This window comes from Bacillus sp. CFBP9009, from assembly GCF_036541465.1.
Lineage (GTDB): Bacteria > Bacillota > Bacilli > Bacillales > DSM-1321 > Peribacillus.
The window spans coordinates 42,139-55,555 of the sequence record NZ_JAZHFU010000017.1; the positions used below are offsets into that span (position 1 = coordinate 42,139).

Sequence of the window (13,417 nt, forward strand, 5' to 3'; positions counted from 1 at the left end):
TTTTTACTGTACCCTTATTGGATTGAAGAAATTGGCGACACTCCTGCCGAATAACTGGCTAGCCAAGACCCCACAGCCGCTTGCGGTGAGGAGGCTTGACAGTCGACGGAAAGGGAGCGGATTTCTGAAATCAACTCAAACGGTTTTAAAAGAAAAAAACTGCAGGCTAACTGCTCTAATTCAAATTTTTTTTCTGGGTGTTTATTACTTTGCAGTAAGGGGGCTAGTGGTCAGTCAAATTTTACAAAAATAAAAAAATGATAGATAAGTGAAAATAATGAAAAAAAAATGCTAAATTGTAAGAAGAGGTTTTTTTTATGAATTACCTGAATAAAATAACATTTGCTGCATTGTGGTAAATGAATTTGATATAGGGAAAGAATTAGTATTGGTAATATCAATAATGAGAGGATAGTTTTGTGTGATGCATATATGGCTGATTAGTTTTATTATTTTATTATTGCTATTAATATTTTATACTATTATCCCAACGGTGCTTACTCGTGTATGCAGTCTGGGAATAACCAAAAAAATCAATTCGAATAATGGGATTGCGCTAACTTTCGATGATGGCCCAAACCCTGAATATACGGTGAAATTGCTTGATCTTTTAAAAGAGTATGAGATAAAGGCCACATTTTTTGTTGTTGGCAGTAAGGTGAAAAGTAATCCTGAGATTATTAAAAGAATGCATGAAGAGGGACATACTATAGGAATCCACCATTATCATCATGTTTCAAGTTGGGTCCTATCACCAATTCATCTACGGAAACAGTTGGAAATGACTGAAAAGGCGATAAATGAAGTTACGAATGAAAAGGTTGTTTTTTATAGACCGCCATGGGGCCATTTTAATATGTTCACCCCACTTTTCAGTAAGAAATATAGAGTGGTGATGTGGTCCGGCATCTTTGGGGATTGGAAAGTTGAAAATTGCAAAAATACTTTGCTTGATCAACTGCGAAGCACTTCGACAGAAGGTTCCATCCTGTTGCTTCATGACTGTGGTGAAACATTGGGAGCGGATAAAGAAGCACCAGGCTATATGATTGAAATGTTAAAAATTTACCTACAGGAGAGTAAGGAAAAAGGAACACACTTTATTACTTTAAAAGACTTATAACTAATTCTGGGGGTACTATGAATATAGATACGCTTTTACATTTTATTGAATCATATGGATACCTGATCATTTTTCTTTTTTTATTCTTCGGCATTGTGGGAGTGCCTGCTCCAGAAGAATCACTTCTATTTCTAATTGGGGTGTTGGTTGTCCAAGGTAAGCTCTCAATGGGTTTGGCAATGCTGTGTGCAATTCTCGGCGCTTTTATCGGAATGCTTGCAGCTTATGCATGCGGAAAATATGTGGGGTATCCATTTATAAATAAATTTGGAAGATTCATTGGGATTACGACTGAACGCTGGGAGAAAGCAAAGAAAAATTATACGGATAATGCACAAAAAACCTTAGTATTGGGATTTTATATTCCGGGAATAAGACAAATTAGTCCATATTTCGCAGGAATCTCATCTATACCCTTTCGGAAATACTTCCTATTTTCCCTAATAGGCACTATACTCTGGACCGTCCCTTTTATAGTGGCCGGTTATTATGTCGGGGATGCTTTTAATGTTAATCCCCAATATGTTCCATATTTAGGGCTTGTATTTTTAGTTATTTTTGTACTATATGTTACTATCAAATACATTAAAAAGAGAAAACAAATGTCCAAAAGTTGAGTCGGCTCCTTATTATAAAACTTTGGAAATTTATTGTAAGAGGAAAATATCATGAACTATATATTTCGTATTTTTCAGAATGATTTCTTAGGAGATGACACATATATGAAGAAGAAGATTTTGTTTTTACCTCTCTTTCGAATGCAGTCGGGACATCATCAAGTTGCAGAGGCATTAATGGATATGTTAAAAAAGCATTCAAATGGGATTATTTATAAGAAAATCGATCTAATCAGTTATACCAATACCTCTCTAGAAAAAATCATTGTAAATAGTTATCTTACATGGATCCGTTATGCGCCGGAAACCTATAATCTTGCCTATAAGAATCTGTTTTATGTGCACACGCCAAAGGAACGGATATTTAAGTGGTATCAGCAACTATTCATGAATAAATTGGAACAATTGATAGCAGAAGAAAAGCCTGATTTAATTGTGTGTACACACGGTTTCCCTTCCTATCTTTTAAGTCAGCTAAAGATGAAAGGGAAGTGCAGCACACCGGTTATAAACGTGTACACGGACTACTTTATTAATAATGTGTGGGGAAGCGAAGGGATAGATGCCCATTTTCTTCCTAGTCAAGAAGTAAAAGAAAAGCTGATGAGTCAGCGTCAAATACCAAAACAAACGATGATGGTCACTGGCATCCCCGTGCACGAGGAAATCACTAAAAATGCCCGTGTCCAAAGAAACACAGCACGGCCCAAAATTTTGATATCCGGAGGAAATAGCGGTCTTGGAGGGATTTTGAACTTAGGTGATGAGTTAAAGAATTCAAGCGACTTTGATTATTTAGTCCTTTGCGGAAATAACAACAAGCTTTATGAAGAAATCGAAACATGGAACTTACCACATATCAAACCATTGCCTTATATCTCATCAAGGTCTGAAATGAATAAGCTTTATGAAGAAGTTGACGCAATCGTTACGAAACCGGGCGGTGTCACGATTAGCGAAGCATTGCGAAAAAGGCTTCCCATTTTTGTTCATTCCAGGCTTCCTGGGCAGGAGGAAATTAATCTGCAATATTTAAAACAACAAGGACTTGTATTTAAACTTAATCAGAAAACGCCTTTTGAAAAACAATTGCTGAGTATATTGAAGGATCAGAAAAAAATGAAAAAGTGGAACACATCCATAGAAGCTTATCATAAGGAAATAGAGTTGGAGAAACCTGAGGGAATAGTGGAGGTCATGAAATTGATCCTTAATCTTAATCAAAATGGTACACCTTCCTATCTAGCCCGACAGCCCAAACTTCTTTATAGCTGAGATGCATGGTGTTCTCACTGGTGAACCTAAATGAAAGAATGAATACGGAAGGCTGCTGAATTAGCAGCCATCCTAAAATGAAAGGTCGGAAGAAGAGTGACTTTGAAAAAAACATACCTTATGATTTTTTCGATCATGCTGCTTGCGGCAGCGGTCGCAGGTTGTTCAAATGATGAAGCGGAAAAAACGGAAATGAAGGCGCAAGCCGGAGGTAAAGTGGAATTGACGGTTTCCGCAGCTGTAAGTTTGCAAGATGCCTTAAATGATATAAAGATGTCTTTTGAAAAAGAGAATGCAAATGTAGAAGTTCATTATAACTTTGGAGCCTCTGGAGCTCTTCAGCAGCAGATATCCCAAGGCGCACCTGTTGACCTGTTTTTCTCAGCAGCAGAAGATAAATTTGATAAATTAGTAGAGGAAGATCTTATTGAAGAGAAAAACGGAATCGATTTAGTCGGCAATGATCTGGTGCTGGTGGTGCCAAAGGATTCCAAAAAGGAAATCGGATCGCTGGAAGACCTCACAAAGGCCGAAAAAATTTCGATTGGCACTCCAGAGTCTGTACCGGCAGGGCAATATGCGAAACAAACTTTGGAAAACATGAACCTCTTTAAAGAGGTTGAAGATCGATTGATATATGCAAAGGATGTCCGGCAAGTGCTTACATATGTGGAAACGGGAAACGTGGACGCAGGCCTCGTCTATAAAACGGATGCGCTCAACTCATCGAAAGTGGAAATCATTGCAGCAGCCCAGGCAGATTTACACGATCCGATCATATATCCCGTCGGAATGATCAATGACCTGAATCATGCTAAGGAAGCCAAGCTGTTCTATGACTATCTCCAAACGGAAGACTCCATGAAAATCTTTGAAAAATACGGATTTAAAAATTTGAAATAACCACCAATCTGGTGGTCTTTTTTTATGAAGGTTTATCGAACGTCGATTTCCACTACAGGCACTCGCTTTCCGCGGGCGGTCGGGGAGCCTCCTCGGCGCCTTGCGCCTGCGGGGTCTCCCCTCGACGCGCTTTTCCCGCAGGAGTCTCGCACCTTTCGTTCCAATCAACCTTTTTTGAAATTTTAGGTAAAATCCTTATTGTCTACAAACTGTAACCACCAATCTGGTGGTCTTTTTTTTATGCATCTACAGTAATATTAGGTATATTTTCCTTTATATTGAAACCTTGTCACGCTTTAAACGTAAGAATAAGGACATGATATTTCAACCTACACTTCAATAATTCGGCAGCGGCGTGAAAGTAACTTGTGACAAAAGAAGGACAGCAAATTACTGTCCTTGGGCCTGACTGTGAATGGTTCCATTCTTTTTGAAAACTGTGTAAAACAGCTTAATCGGCAGGTATCCTATAATCCCGCCAAGAGTATTCAGAATCACATCATCGGTATCAAAACTTCCTAATTCAAATAAAAGCTGAAGAACCTCATAGGTGAAGCTAAAACAGAATGTTGCAATCAAGATCGATCTGAGTTGGGAAAACCTTTTTGATAATAATGGAAGCATCAAGCCAAATGGTACAAAACCGATGATATTCCCCACTATATTTTCAATCCGGATGGATGTATTTACATCCGCTAAGAAGAGGTAATGGAAAATGGTTTTAAAAGGGATGAAGTTATGGGACCCCCAATAGCGGCCATTGAAGGAAAAAATAATATGACCATTCATTTCGGTTATCGAGAGGGTTTTAAATAAAATGAGCTTTGTAAGGATTAATAGATAAAGAACCATAAATAACTATAATACAATTTTCACATAAATTTTCATGATACAACTCCAATTTTAAAGTAGGAAATATTTATCATTTTATCATAAATGGTATATGATGAGTTTAATGTAATATTTTGCAAGTTTCTTAGGGCAAGGAGGGGTAAAAGTGGAGGAAGCAATAATTGATTTTCTCATTGCAGTCATGTTAATTATTGGTTTCACATACGGCCTCATTAGGCAATTTAGACATTGTGTCAGTATCAGGAACGGAAATAAGTCGGAGTATGTACATTACAAGAGGGTATTGATTGGAAACTACCTGATTTGCCTATCCTATTCGGGTTTTCTTTTTTCTTATATTTTGAATTCATTTCTATCATCTCGTATTATACCGGCTTCATTTATTACAAGTGATAATACTAGTTTTTGCTGTTTTGGTTTTCTTGCCATTCTATTAATCGCTAAATTTGGGATTATTCCAAAGGAAAATGAACAAGTTGAATTACAAGAATACATAGTTGAGAAAGAGGAAATATGAAGAAAATTTCGCTTACCTTATTAATCGTATGTATATCATTCACTTTTCTACTGAATTTTTCCATGCCTGAATTTGCTGGCAAAATGAAAGATAATATAAGGTCCATGAATATCCTTTATTCATACAGTGTCACGAAATCATTCTCGGAACAAGCCCAAGATACGATCGAACTGGCATCCGTGCCTTCAGGGAAAACCGAGACTAGGAATGCCGATTTTCGAAGTGATGTTAAGCTTGAGGGAACGCCGCTGAATATTAAAGGTGTAGTGAAAGAGAGCTTGAACAAGCCCCAAGATTATAAAATTAAAGAAAAATTAACCGGTCCCGAAAAAGGGTTTTCATACCGGAAATATTATCTTACCAGAAATTATGATAAAGGAAGATATACAGTCATCCGGACGAATAAAATAACGGGGAAAAGAAAAGGTGTATGTCGGAACTTACTATGAGCCGAGCACGCAAGATCCTTTCGTCAAATGGTCACGTGATGAAAAATGATGGCTGACAATACCATTTCATGAAAAGTTGAGTGATTATATGGGACAAACAGTGGAGATCGAGGATTATAACCCTAATTGGGTTAGTGAATTTCAACAGGAAAAAGCGAGGATAATGAAGGTTTTAAAGAACTATTCCCTTTGTGTTGAGCATATTGGAAGTACTTCCGTCATAGGGTTGGGGGCAAAACCGATTTTGGACATCATGGCTGGTGTACAGCATTTAGATGAAGCTGACACGTTCATTGAACCATTGAAATCGATTGGGTATGAATTTGTCCCGCATAAGGAGTTTCCCGAAAGGCGTTTTTTTAGAAAAGGCCAATGGAGAGCGGGGACACATCATTTGCATATCTATAGATTCGGAAGTGAACAATGGAAGAATCAACTTTCATTCAGGGACTATCTAAGAAGCCATCCTGACGTACGGAAACAATATCAGGAATTAAAATTATCCTTAGCTCAAAAGCATCCTGGGGATATAGTGGGGTACACGAAAGCGAAAGCTCCATTTATATTAAATGTCATGAAGAAAGCGAAATATCTAAAGGAACGTACATGAAAGGGAGGCATACATGAGAAAGGTCGAGGTTGTACCATATAAGAAAGAATGGTCCAAGCTATTCTGTGATGAATGCCAAAAATTAGAGGATATTTTCGGGCCTGAAATGATAGATTTATACCATATTGGCAGTACGGCCATACCGGCCATCCATGCCAAGCCAGTAATAGATATTTTGACAGTGGTTAAAGATGTGGAATGTGTGGCTGATTTTAATAAAGAGATGGAAGAGATAGGGTATGATGCCAGGGGCGAGAACGGAATCGCCGGACGACGGTTTTTTCGTAAAGGCGGGGATGAGAGGACGCACCATATTCACATGTTTCAAAAAGGACATGAGGAAATAGCCAGACACCTCGCTTTTCGGGATTATTTGCTATCACACCCTGATGAAGCAAAAAAGTATAGTAGGCTGAAGCAGCGCTTGGCAGCGGAATTCCCAGATGATATCAAAGGATATGTAAACGGGAAAAATGATTTTATCAAAAAGGTTGATGAAAAAGCGAAACATTGGGCGAAGCGTGGTGATCATCATGTTAATGAAGTGGATTAAATGCCAAGTGACTGAGGAAAACAAGCGTTCATTTTCAAAAGCGCAAGAGGGATGGGAGGAATTGCGCCATTGTGCTGGTTTCATGGGTCAAATCGGAGGGTGGAATAGATATGAACCCTTTGAAGCAGGCGTTCTCTCCTTTTGGAAAGATCTCCATGCCTATCAAAGTTTCATGCAGCATCAGCATGATGCAATATTCGCCAAGAGTGACCAGGGAAGTACTTATACAAATATTTCTGTCGATATATTCGAGAGTATATTCAATATAGGATCAACAGACATTACAGCTTTTTTTGGCAAGGGGAAATTACTGCGAGTGGCTGACTGTTCTGTTGAAAAGGATAAACATGCCCGTTTTGAGCAGGTGCTAAAAGAAGTAGGGAGCAAGGGCATGCTGTCTGGCGCATTCGGTAGTAAAAGGCAAAACGGCAGATACCTTGTCGCCTCAATATGGGACAGTGAATATTCACATCAAAGGTATGCGGATAAGGAATTGCCTGCCCTGATAAACGAATCGGGAGTGAACGTTTCAACCCATCGCATTACAGGAAGTTTAATTGAATTGCATCCAAAGTGGGTGGTCATTTAGAATCGAACATTATCAATCTATCAATTGGGGCTATGGCGTCTTGGATTGGAACGTTAAAAGAACATATCAGAGCTCTAAATATATGACAGAAGGTGATTACAAATGAAACTAGATTATGATTCACAGTACATCAGGGGCATCTACCTGAATAGAGATCGAATATCTTCGTATGACCATTTCCCTCTTGATCTGCCGGTTATCAGGCATCTTCAAGAAGTTGCTTTTCATCCCAGTGTTACCTATGTTATCGGGGAAAATGGAATGGGGAAGTCCACCTTGCTTGAAGGTATTGCGATTGCGTATGGCTTCAATCCGGAAGGCGGAACGTTAAATTTCAATTTTTCCAATTATGATTCACATTCCAATTTGGACGAATACCTCCGTTTGAAAAAAGGCGTGTACAAACCGACGGATAATTTTTTCTTTAGGGCGGAAACCTTTTATAATTTAGCTACGAATATAGAGGAATTGGACAGGGAGGCATCGTTTGGGTCGAAAATCATTGATTCCTTCGGTGGAAAATCACTTCACCAGCAATCTCATGGGGAATCGTTTTTTTCTGCTTTTGTAGAACGATTTCAAGGTAATGGATTGTATATCCTCGATGAGCCTGAAGCTGCTTTGTCGCCATTGAGACAAATATCGATGCTGGCCAGGATAAATGAGCTTGCCAAACAAGGTTCCCAATTCATCATTTCCACCCATTCCCCGATCATCATGGCCTACCCGGATGCTAAAATCCTCCAAATTTCAGATGAGGGAATGAGTGAGGTTACGTTAGAGGAGTCCAATCACTATTTGTTAATGAAACAGTTTTTTGAAGATAAAGATCGGCTGCTTCATCATCTATTTCAATGAGATTTTAGCATTTCCATTAAAAGCAACTAATGAAAAACCCCGTCTGCACTGCGCATTCGGGGTTTTCATTTTTTTGGAATTCATTGTTGACAGCTTAGGTGTATTACGGGTATAGTACATCTATAAGGTGTATGAACCACTTAGTACATACACGCATATCAGACTTTTTTAAATAAATAGGGGGTGGTTTTAATGAACGTAAATACCCGGGAACCGGTATATCTGCAAGTCGTTAGGCATTTTAAAGAACAAATAGCCATAGGCAAATTCGTAGCTGGACAGGAAATTCCCTCGCGAAGAGAACTGGCAGCTTCACTCAATATAAATCCCAATACCGCTCAAAAAGCGTATAAAGAAATGGAGGAACAGGGCTTGATTCATACTGAACGAAATTTCCCTAGTCAAATCACGACGAATGAAACGATTTTACAGGCTGTGAGGCAGGAATTGATTTTGGCAGCCGTCGATACGTTTGTAGATGCGATTCGTCCGATTAATGTACCAGTTGATGAACTGCTTCGTGTGGTTAAAGAAAAATACTCGGAAGAAATAAGGGAGGAGGAAGAAAAATGATAGAGGTAAAACGGATCTCCAAGAATTATGGCCGGAAAAAGATCTTGGATAATGTTTCATTTACAGCCAATAAAGGCGAAGTTACTTGTCTGATCGGGATAAATGGTGTCGGTAAAACAACTACACTCAAAGCGATCATGGGATTGACGCCATATAAAGGTGAAATCCTGATAGATGATCAAAAGATGACAAAGGAAAGTTATGAAAAAATCACCTTCATTCCGGACGCGCCGACCATGCTTCCGCAAATGACCATTAAACAAGCCATGGTTTTCATGTCGGATTTCTATACGTCCTGGAATCCGGAAAGAGCTAACCAACTAATGGGGTTTTTCAAGCTTAAAGAGGAGAATCGCATTTCGGAATTGTCAAAAGGGAATACAGCTAAGCTCAACCTGATGCTTGGTCTGTCCCTTGACGTCGATTATGTACTGATGGACGAACCATTTTCGGGAATCGATATGTTTAGCCGCGAGCAAATTGCCGATGTCTTTGCGAGCCACCTGATTGAAGATAGAGGAGTCATCATCACGACCCATGAAATCGGTGATATTGAACATTTAATCGATAAAGTCATTTTATTGGATAACGGTACAGTGCTTAAAGAGTTCAATACAGAAGAAATGCGGGAAGAGGAAGGAAAATCGGTAGTCGATGTAATGAGAGAGGTGTATCAATCATGATGCGATATATAAAACTAGTGAACTTTGAAATCAACCGTTTCAGTAAAATCTATCTTAGCTTATTGTTGATAACCTTGGTTTCGCAATTTGCTGGAGTGATCTTCGTAACGAAGAGTCTTCTTAATGATGCCAGGGATATCATGAAAGTAGAAAGACTATCTGAAGACGCTTATATTACCAATTATGGAAGCTTTGATTTTAATCATATCGCAGATACCCTTTTGTTTGTAGGACCGATAGCGCTGAGTGCGGTTGCCCTTATTTTTTACATTTTCCTTATTTGGTATCGTGATTGGTTTGGAAAGAATACGTTCATTTATCGCCTATTGATGTTACCGACATCCAGATTATCGATCTATCTTTCAAAAGCCACGGCCATCTTCCTGATGGTATTAGGGTTGATTGCTTTCCAAATCATCATTTTACCAATGGAAAATGCCCTATTTCATTCAAATGTGCCACAAGCGCTCTTGAATGAAATGTCAACTTTTACCATTGCGAAACTCAGTCCGATTTTGTCATTGATCATCCCAAGCACGTTCACGCAATTCCTGCTTTCCTATGGCATTGGTCTTATGATCATGTCTATATTATTCACGGCGATCATGTTTGAAAGAAGTTTCCGCATAAAAGGAATCATTTTGGGCTTGTTATATTGCGGAATCGCTGCTGTGTTGTTTTTAGCTCCAGTTTTAATGGAAATCGGGAATTTCTATTTTTATCCTAATGAATTATTTGGCCTGCTGCTCGCAATAGGGGTCATTTTGACAGGATTATCAGTTTGGCTTGGTGCTTGGTTATTGAAAAATCGCGTTACCGTATAACAACTTTAAAGGAGAGTGAACAAGGTGAAACGTTATTTATGCAGCATCATTATTGGAATGGTTGTCATCTTAAGCATCGGGACCTATTATGTCAAAGTAGCTTCCTCCGCTTCCAGCCTTCCAAAGTATACGTTCAAGACACTGGAAGGCAGCGATAAAGAGCTTGATCCGGTGATCATAAATGCTACGCTTCAAAATGGCAGTACTTTTTATGAACCATTAACATTTGAATCCAATACAACGACATATGCCAGCGAAAGGTCTTACTTAGAGAACTTAACTGGAAGACAAGATTATCAAACTGAAAGATTAATAAAAGAACATCGTTCATTTATGCGTGGCAAGGATTCCATTAGTTCTTTATATGAAGACGATGATTTTCTTGCTTACGCTTGGGTGAATAGCGATATTACGAATAACGGGAAAATGGAAGCAAAGTTTGATATAGGTTTACTGGAAAAGAAAGATGAAGAGGAAACTTCTTTCCAAATTGAACTTCCGAATCAAGAGAGAATCATGAATGTTGATGTTAGGGATGTGCAGTTGGTCCATTCAAAACTACAGGTTTTAACGATGAATGATGTTAATTCAAACAATGAGAAGCAAACGAAAGAAGTTCATCTGTATACGATCGATGTAGCCAATAAAAAAGTCTTGAACGATAAAACCCTTGTATCTGAAACCTTTACTGACCCTAATCAAGTTGATTTTCAGATGCCAATCGATGTTGCTCCCTCACAGCCAAACAACATGGTATTCATTTCGTTAATTAAAGGGGTAAATCATGAGGATGGCTTTGAGGAAAAACTAAAGGAAAGCAAGCTTTTATCTTATAATTATGAAACGGAAAAATTAGAAACGGTTAAAAAAGGATCGCTTAGCCTGGGCATGGCTAGATCAGGATATGCAGACGGAAAAAACCTTTATGTAGTTGAAATGAAATCAGGTAAATATCGCATTAAAACGTTTGACCTCAGCAGTCAAACGTTAACGAATGACACGGAGCTGGACATAGCTGCTAATAAAAAGGAACAATACTTCGCTGCCATTAAGAACGGGCGTGTGTACTTCCTATTAGGCAACGAAGTGGATCAAGACGTTTTAACATACAAGCCTGCCAAACTTCTGATTGCAGATATAAAGACTGGAAAGACTTTATATAAAGGTGAAACAGTCATAAATAAAAAGAACAGCAAAGGTTTTGGACTTATTATCGATGGTTTGGAAGTAAAATAAGGACCTACTATCACTAGAAGCTGTTTTAAAAAGCTTTAAATGAAAAAGGGATATCCTCCAATAGGATATCCCTTTTGACTATCATTTAAATGGAAGCTAAGTTCGTTCTGGCTGAGCGTTCCTTCTTGCCGTGCAAGAAGTAGTAAAGGACGGAGGTTGCGATGACCAAAACGCCCAGGATAACATAAAGTGTGCTGTAACCTGTTACCGGAATGATGAATCCCAGAATATAAGGGCCGAATCCAAGTCCTGCATCAAGCATGATAAAGAAGGTGGACGTTGCCATCCCCATTCGGTGAGGCGGTGTCAGTTTAACGGCAATCGCCTGCGAGCTTGATTGCATATTACCGAATCCAAGGCCAATAAGGAAACCAGCTGCCAGTAAAGTGAAACTATTGGTTGTTATACTTAGAAGCAGTAAGCCGATCCCAAAAATAATGAATGCCGGATACATAATGAAGTTCGATCCTTTCCGGTCCATTAACGGTCCTGAGAAAGGACGTGATAACAATACGGCTACTGCGTACACTACAAAGAAGAAGCTTGCCGTATTGACCAGATCGATTTCAATGGCATAAAAACTGATGAAAGAAAGGACACTGGAATAACAGAATGCCAATAACAGAGTGATGATTGAGATGGGCAGTGCCTTAGGTTCAATGAAATTGGAAAGCTTGAATCCTTTGCTTTCCGTAACTTTGCCCGTCACTTTCATTGCCGGGACATACAAGAAGAATGCTGTAATCAGGCTGAATACCCCTAAAGCCAGGCAGAAACTGAAAATGACTTGGAAGCTTGTATGTTGAGCCATATACAGACCGATGAAAGGACCGATTGCCGTCGCAAGTGTTGCGCTCATGCTGTAATAGCCGATGCCTTCTCCCTTTCGTGTCGCCGGGATGATCTGGGCGACGATCGTGCCTGTCGCGGTACTTGCCATCCCCATTGCCATCCCATGGATCAGGCGGTTAACAAGCAGGAAGCCAATTCCAAGATCCACAAAATAAAGAAGTGTTGTCAAAGTGAAAAAGATCAAGCCTATGAATAATGTTTTCTTGCGGCCGATCGAATCAATGAAACGGCCGATGAACAGACGTCCGATTAACGTCCCGATAATAAAAATCCCCGATATGAGTCCGGCTTCGCTTGTAGAAGCATCCAATTCATTAACAGCATAGATGGCAAGTGTCACCATCAGTAAATAAAAGATTAATGTTATGAAAAAATTGATGGACGAAACTATGACAAAGTCCTTCGTCCACAGTCTGGTTCTGGATTGATCCATGTTATTATCTCCTTACTTTATAATGTTATTTCTAATTTCGCCCATGATGCGTATGGCTGCGAGTTGTTCCTCTTCCGTGATCCCTTTCAAGATCTCCTGTTCATATTGATCGATTGTCACGCGGACTTCGCTGTAGACCTTTTTGCCAAGCTCCGTAAGCCGCATCCTTTTCTCGCGTTTATCTTTGCTAGGCACATGCTCGACATACCCCAGCTCTTCCAAGCGAGCAATGGTCCTCGTAATCGTGGGTTTTTCCACGCTTTGGTAATTGGCAAGCTCTACAAGCGTCGCCGAACCATAATTGTTCAAGTAATACAAAATGGACCATTGCGCCCTGTGTAAATCATGCTTGTTCAGCTGGATATTAAGATTATTTTCAAACGGTCGGTACAGCAGTAATAATTGCTGAAAGAATTTTTGGAAAGTCTTTATCAGAAACACCTCTTATCAATATATAGTTATCGTGAGTA

General features: G+C 39.2%; 17 protein-coding genes. 14 read left to right on the forward strand and 3 right to left on the reverse strand.

Features of this window, described 5'->3' with window-relative positions:
• The first annotated feature begins 424 nt into the window (after positions 1–424).
• From V3595_RS24450 to modA, 4 genes are all read left to right on the forward strand, one after another.
• Positions 425–1,123 carry a polysaccharide deacetylase family protein gene (locus tag V3595_RS24450; RefSeq protein ID WP_485910331.1) on the forward strand — a complete coding sequence of 233 codons (699 nt, stop codon included), beginning with the start codon at positions 425–427 and terminating at the stop codon, positions 1,121–1,123.
• Positions 1,124–1,140: 17 nt separating this feature from the next.
• Entirely contained in the window at positions 1,141–1,740 is a 600-nt protein-coding gene (locus tag V3595_RS24455) for a DedA family protein (RefSeq protein ID WP_402906060.1), read from the forward strand.
• A gap of 105 nt (positions 1,741–1,845) precedes the next feature.
• Positions 1,846–3,015 (forward strand): MGDG synthase family glycosyltransferase, encoded by a 1,170-nt coding sequence (locus V3595_RS24460; RefSeq protein WP_485910274.1) that lies wholly within the window; start codon positions 1,846–1,848, stop codon positions 3,013–3,015.
• Positions 3,016–3,117: 102 nt separating this feature from the next.
• Positions 3,118–3,918 (forward strand): molybdate ABC transporter substrate-binding protein, encoded by an 801-nt coding sequence (modA, locus tag V3595_RS24465; protein WP_485910276.1) that lies wholly within the window; start codon positions 3,118–3,120, stop codon positions 3,916–3,918.
• 390 nt (positions 3,919–4,308) lie between these two features.
• Here the strand turns inward: modA and V3595_RS24470 are convergent, their stop codons facing one another.
• Complete coding sequence (locus V3595_RS24470) at positions 4,309–4,770, reverse strand: VanZ family protein (RefSeq protein WP_485910278.1); 462 nt, start codon at positions 4,768–4,770, stop codon at positions 4,309–4,311.
• A gap of 145 nt (positions 4,771–4,915) precedes the next feature.
• On the opposite strand from V3595_RS24470, the gene V3595_RS24475 reads away from it, so the two are divergent.
• From V3595_RS24475 to V3595_RS24520, 10 genes are all read left to right on the forward strand, one after another.
• Complete coding sequence (locus tag V3595_RS24475) at positions 4,916–5,287, forward strand: hypothetical protein (protein WP_485910280.1); 372 nt, start codon at positions 4,916–4,918, stop codon at positions 5,285–5,287.
• Positions 5,284–5,736 (forward strand): hypothetical protein, encoded by a 453-nt coding sequence (locus tag V3595_RS24480; RefSeq protein ID WP_485910282.1) that lies wholly within the window; start codon positions 5,284–5,286, stop codon positions 5,734–5,736. The genes V3595_RS24475 and V3595_RS24480 overlap by 4 nt, the downstream gene beginning before the upstream one ends.
• Positions 5,737–5,824: 88 nt before the next feature.
• On the forward strand, positions 5,825–6,346 hold the full coding sequence (locus V3595_RS24485; RefSeq protein WP_485910333.1) for a GrpB family protein: 522 nt from the start codon (positions 5,825–5,827) through the stop codon (positions 6,344–6,346).
• A gap of 13 nt (positions 6,347–6,359) precedes the next feature.
• Entirely contained in the window at positions 6,360–6,899 is a 540-nt protein-coding gene (locus tag V3595_RS24490) for a GrpB family protein (protein WP_485910284.1), read from the forward strand.
• Entirely contained in the window at positions 6,841–7,488 is a 648-nt protein-coding gene (locus V3595_RS24495) for a YdbC family protein (RefSeq protein WP_485910286.1), read from the forward strand. The genes V3595_RS24490 and V3595_RS24495 overlap by 59 nt, the downstream gene beginning before the upstream one ends.
• A 102-nt stretch (positions 7,489–7,590) precedes the next feature.
• Entirely contained in the window at positions 7,591–8,346 is a 756-nt protein-coding gene (locus V3595_RS24500; RefSeq protein WP_413015393.1) for an AAA family ATPase, read from the forward strand.
• Between the two features lie 192 nt (positions 8,347–8,538).
• Positions 8,539–8,919 carry a GntR family transcriptional regulator gene (locus V3595_RS24505; RefSeq protein WP_230304112.1) on the forward strand — a complete coding sequence of 127 codons (381 nt, stop codon included), beginning with the start codon at positions 8,539–8,541 and terminating at the stop codon, positions 8,917–8,919.
• The gene (locus tag V3595_RS24510) at positions 8,916–9,602 is read left to right on the forward strand and encodes an ABC transporter ATP-binding protein (RefSeq protein WP_485910289.1); all 687 of its coding nucleotides are present in this window, start codon (positions 8,916–8,918) and stop codon (positions 9,600–9,602) included. The genes V3595_RS24505 and V3595_RS24510 overlap by 4 nt, the downstream gene beginning before the upstream one ends.
• On the forward strand, positions 9,599–10,426 hold the full coding sequence (locus V3595_RS24515; RefSeq protein ID WP_485910291.1) for a hypothetical protein: 828 nt from the start codon (positions 9,599–9,601) through the stop codon (positions 10,424–10,426). The genes V3595_RS24510 and V3595_RS24515 overlap by 4 nt, the downstream gene beginning before the upstream one ends.
• A gap of 24 nt (positions 10,427–10,450) precedes the next feature.
• On the forward strand, positions 10,451–11,662 hold the full coding sequence (locus tag V3595_RS24520) for a hypothetical protein (RefSeq protein WP_485910293.1): 1,212 nt from the start codon (positions 10,451–10,453) through the stop codon (positions 11,660–11,662).
• Positions 11,663–11,747: 85 nt separating this feature from the next.
• Here V3595_RS24520 and V3595_RS24525 read toward each other — a convergent pair whose 3' ends face one another.
• Together V3595_RS24525 and V3595_RS24530 are read right to left on the reverse strand one after the other, a co-directional pair.
• Positions 11,748–12,947, reverse strand: a complete 1,200-nt coding sequence (locus V3595_RS24525) for an MFS transporter (protein WP_485910295.1) — start codon at positions 12,945–12,947, stop codon at positions 11,748–11,750.
• A 12-nt stretch (positions 12,948–12,959) separates the two neighbouring features.
• A complete protein-coding gene (locus tag V3595_RS24530; protein ID WP_048686687.1) occupies positions 12,960–13,379 on the reverse strand; it encodes a MarR family winged helix-turn-helix transcriptional regulator in 420 nt (139 codons plus the stop codon).
• Positions 13,380–13,417 lie beyond the last annotated feature (38 nt).

Bases quoted from the DNA above. Each gene is read 5' to 3' on its own strand.
- V3595_RS24450 (WP_485910331.1), top strand. From the start codon at position 425: ATGCATATATGGCTGATTAGTTTTATTATTTTATTATTGCTATTAATA.
- V3595_RS24455 (WP_402906060.1), top strand. From the start codon at position 1,141: ATGAATATAGATACGCTTTTACATTTTATTGAATCATATGGATACCTG.
- V3595_RS24460 (WP_485910274.1), top strand. From the start codon at position 1,846: ATGAAGAAGAAGATTTTGTTTTTACCTCTCTTTCGAATGCAGTCGGGA.
- V3595_RS24470 (WP_485910278.1), bottom strand. From the start codon at position 4,770: ATGGTTCTTTATCTATTAATCCTTACAAAGCTCATTTTATTTAAAACC.
- V3595_RS24480 (WP_485910282.1), top strand. From the start codon at position 5,284: ATGAAGAAAATTTCGCTTACCTTATTAATCGTATGTATATCATTCACT.
- V3595_RS24485 (WP_485910333.1), top strand. From the start codon at position 5,825: ATGGGACAAACAGTGGAGATCGAGGATTATAACCCTAATTGGGTTAGT.
- V3595_RS24490 (WP_485910284.1), top strand. From the start codon at position 6,360: ATGAGAAAGGTCGAGGTTGTACCATATAAGAAAGAATGGTCCAAGCTA.
- V3595_RS24495 (WP_485910286.1), top strand. From the start codon at position 6,841: ATGAAAAAGCGAAACATTGGGCGAAGCGTGGTGATCATCATGTTAATG.
- V3595_RS24500 (WP_413015393.1), top strand. From the start codon at position 7,591: ATGAAACTAGATTATGATTCACAGTACATCAGGGGCATCTACCTGAAT.
- V3595_RS24505 (WP_230304112.1), top strand. From the start codon at position 8,539: ATGAACGTAAATACCCGGGAACCGGTATATCTGCAAGTCGTTAGGCAT.
- V3595_RS24510 (WP_485910289.1), top strand. From the start codon at position 8,916: ATGATAGAGGTAAAACGGATCTCCAAGAATTATGGCCGGAAAAAGATC.
- V3595_RS24515 (WP_485910291.1), top strand. From the start codon at position 9,599: ATGATGCGATATATAAAACTAGTGAACTTTGAAATCAACCGTTTCAGT.
- V3595_RS24525 (WP_485910295.1), bottom strand. From the start codon at position 12,947: ATGGATCAATCCAGAACCAGACTGTGGACGAAGGACTTTGTCATAGTT.